Source organism: Cyanobacteriota bacterium, from assembly GCA_025054735.1.
In the GTDB taxonomy this organism is placed as follows: Bacteria; Cyanobacteriota; Cyanobacteriia; order SKYG9; family SKYG9; genus SKYG9.
This window is the reverse complement of record JANWZG010000464.1, coordinates 1-2,771: the sequence shown is the minus strand read 5'-3', so window position 1 is coordinate 2,771 and position 2,771 is coordinate 1. Positions and strand designations below refer to the sequence as shown.

Annotated in this window: 3 protein-coding genes; 2 read left to right on the top strand and 1 reads right to left on the bottom strand. The window is 46.7% G+C overall.

Annotated features, from left to right (window positions below; translation table 11 throughout):
• Positions 1-228 precede the first annotated feature (228 nt).
• Complete coding sequence (locus tag NZ772_16850) at positions 229-804, top strand: Uma2 family endonuclease (GenBank protein ID MCS6815224.1); 576 nt, start codon at positions 229-231, stop codon at positions 802-804.
• A 187-nt stretch (positions 805-991) separates the two neighbouring features.
• On the opposite strand, the gene NZ772_16845 is transcribed toward NZ772_16850, so the two are convergent.
• Entirely contained in the window at positions 992-1,582 is a 591-nt protein-coding gene (locus NZ772_16845) for a Crp/Fnr family transcriptional regulator (GenBank protein MCS6815223.1), read from the bottom strand.
• A gap of 846 nt (positions 1,583-2,428) precedes the next feature.
• On the opposite strand from NZ772_16845, the gene NZ772_16840 reads away from it, so the two are divergent.
• Complete coding sequence (locus NZ772_16840; protein MCS6815222.1) at positions 2,429-2,758, top strand: hypothetical protein; 330 nt, start codon at positions 2,429-2,431, stop codon at positions 2,756-2,758.
• Positions 2,759-2,771: the final 13 nt, after the last annotated feature.

Below are 2,771 nucleotides of genomic sequence, written 5' to 3'. Positions count from 1 at the left end.
CCTACTCATCTTGAATCTAGTATTCCCATAGCTGTCATTGCCAAACGGTATGGCTGCTCAATTGTTGAACCCACTACGGCTCACTTCAAACAAATCTATGGAAGCAATGGGAGTGCATGTCAAGTCGAATTCCGCTAACTGGCAAGTATTCCGCCTCAGCCTGCGGTTGTAAACCGAGGAGAGATGACGATAGACTGGAGTAGCAATGCACAATCCTGGGTTTAGTCTATGGTTCTTGCTGCTCAACGATATATGACCTTAGCGGAGTATCTAGCCTATGACGATGGCACCGATACACGCTATGAGCTAGTGAATGGGGAACTGGTGGAAATGCCCGCTGAAAGTGACATCAACAATGTTATTGCTATTTTTCTAATCCTGGCGTTTGCACAGCATGTTCCAGGTTCTTTGTTGCGGCGGGGAACAGAAATTGTGGTGAGTGGTTCCCGCGCTACGGCCCGTGTGCCAGATATTATGGTGCTCACGGAGGAGTTGGGAGCAGCTTTAGCGGGGTCTAGCCGTAGCATTATATTGCCCGATATGCCCCCACCTCAGTTGGTAGTAGAAGTAGTTTCCCCCGGCACCAGCAGCGAAAATCGGGACTATCGATACAAGCGATCGGAGTATGCCGCCCGCCAAATTCCTGAATATTGGATTGTTGACCCAGCCAAGGCAACAGTAATGGTTTTAACCCTAGTAGAGGGATTGTACGAAGAGGCAACCTTTCGAGGCGATCAACCTATCCACTCCCCAACCTTTCCCCACTTGCAATTGACCGCAGCTCAAATATTCTCTCAAAGATAGACGCGCCCGGCTTGCCGCTCAAATCCTCAACCACCCACTGCTCCAGGACGGACTCCTCAATCCAGAAGGTGAGGCCTCCCCTAGCCTTCAATTTGGATGTGTAGTAACTGAAATCTATCATGTCTCTCCCGCTCGCGACTCCCCTTCATGCAACAATGCCGCCTCAGTATCGTTTCCGATCGTCTATCTATTCCCGCCGCAGTAACAGGTGTTGCTCAACCCACTGAATGCGCCCTTCCCGTTCCAGTTGGCTAAGAAGTCGCGTAACAGTTACGCGCGTTGTCCCAAGGGTTTCAGCAAAATCTTGATGGGTCAACCGCAACTTAATCAACTGTCCCTCTTCCAGTTCACAGCCAAACTTGTAGGCTAACCAACTTAAGAGTTGCTCCAACCGCTGATGAATCTGACCACTGCGAATCCGTAACAGTTCTTGAGCCTGTTGGAGATGACTCTGCAAGGTTTGATTCATATTCCACCGTTCATCTATCGGCAAAGACCGGATTTGAACATCGGTTAGACACTCTGAAATGCAAGGTTGAATTTGACTCAATGCATTGCCGATCGTATCCCCTACTCCCCAAAAACCCAAAACAACCACCGTGCCATCATCAGCCAACGTGTAGGTTCGCACAGCCCCACTTTCAATCTGCCACAGTTCATGGGTATAGGAGGGTAGATGCTCGCGTCGCTTTAAGGAGCGCCAAGACGGGCAATCTAGCCTAGGTAATACTCTGTTAGACTGGATCACAGTAGAGTTCATCAGATTGGGGTAAATCATAGGTCACTATCGGTTACAACAAGTTATCACAGAAAGGATTGAGTGCCATAGTGGGGAGAAGGAGAAGGTCAGATAGGTTTGCTCCATTGCCGCTACACTGACAGCCTGACTAGACTCATGTTGTTGCCAGGTTCTAGGCCGCACTAACTGGGCAATGTCTTTACTCCTTGACAACAACTTTTCAGAAGTAAGGCATCTTCAAACTGTGGGTGTTGCGTCACAGGGACTTCAAGTCAGTACAAACCTTTCTCGAAGAGAAAGGAGTATAGCAGGCTCCAATAAGGGGATATAGAATAACTCCGAGTGTCTTCAGCCAAGATTACAGATAACATTCATAATGAATAACAATCATATTAGTAAAGATTCTCAATAAGGTCAAGCATAAGTTCATGATTACTCTGTGGTGCTAAGCACTAATTACTCATATCCTATTGGACTAGGCATTTACTGAATTCACTGTAAAAGTAGTAGATTTGGAGGATCGAAGTCTTCATTACCAGCCAATCATTACCAACTGACATAGTAGAACCCAGTCTGAATACGCCTTAGCGTCGGTTGTTTTTTTTGCAAGTAGTTGATAGCATATTCAAATGCAACTATTTCTCAATAGACTATAACCATTATGACGTGCTTAGAATCTTAGCTCCAGGAGGTCTAGTCAGATTAGCTAGTATCTCTTGTAGTTAGTGTGGATCTGTTTCAACGGTTTGGTGATTACGATCAATATCTGCCCCTGTGCCTTTGAAAAGGGAAAATTGACTCTCAGTTTGTTGGTTTCCATCGAATTAGTCAACTGATGATGATTCTCTATGGGCGGGTGTCGCCTCATCTATCTAAGGCAGGGGGTTGGAAATTGCTAAGCCTGTCTACCTGCTGCTGCATCACTCTCCTGGCAGAAGGATGACTGGTGTCGTGCTCAATCAATTGCTGCCCATGATTTACCCTGATTTATTTCCGCAACTATCCTGCAAATCTGATGAGCCTGCAAATCTGATGAGTATTGAAGGATTACGGCAACGAGAACTGTGCGATCGTCTAGGGCTGAGTTATAAAGTCGTAGCTCAGGCAGCCCGACAACTGGGACTCAGCACCCATGCTTACTTGCAGCAACAAACTGGCTGGATTTTGCGAGATGAGCGTTACTATCCACCAGGAACTCAGTTCCAAGACAGATAAATCCCAATGCAAT

Excerpts from the sequence above, each read along its gene's own strand:
- NZ772_16845 (MCS6815223.1), bottom strand. The coding sequence starts at position 1,582 with ATGATTTACCCCAATCTGATGAACTCTACTGTGATCCAGTCTAACAGA.
- NZ772_16850 (MCS6815224.1), top strand. The coding sequence starts at position 229 with ATGGTTCTTGCTGCTCAACGATATATGACCTTAGCGGAGTATCTAGCC.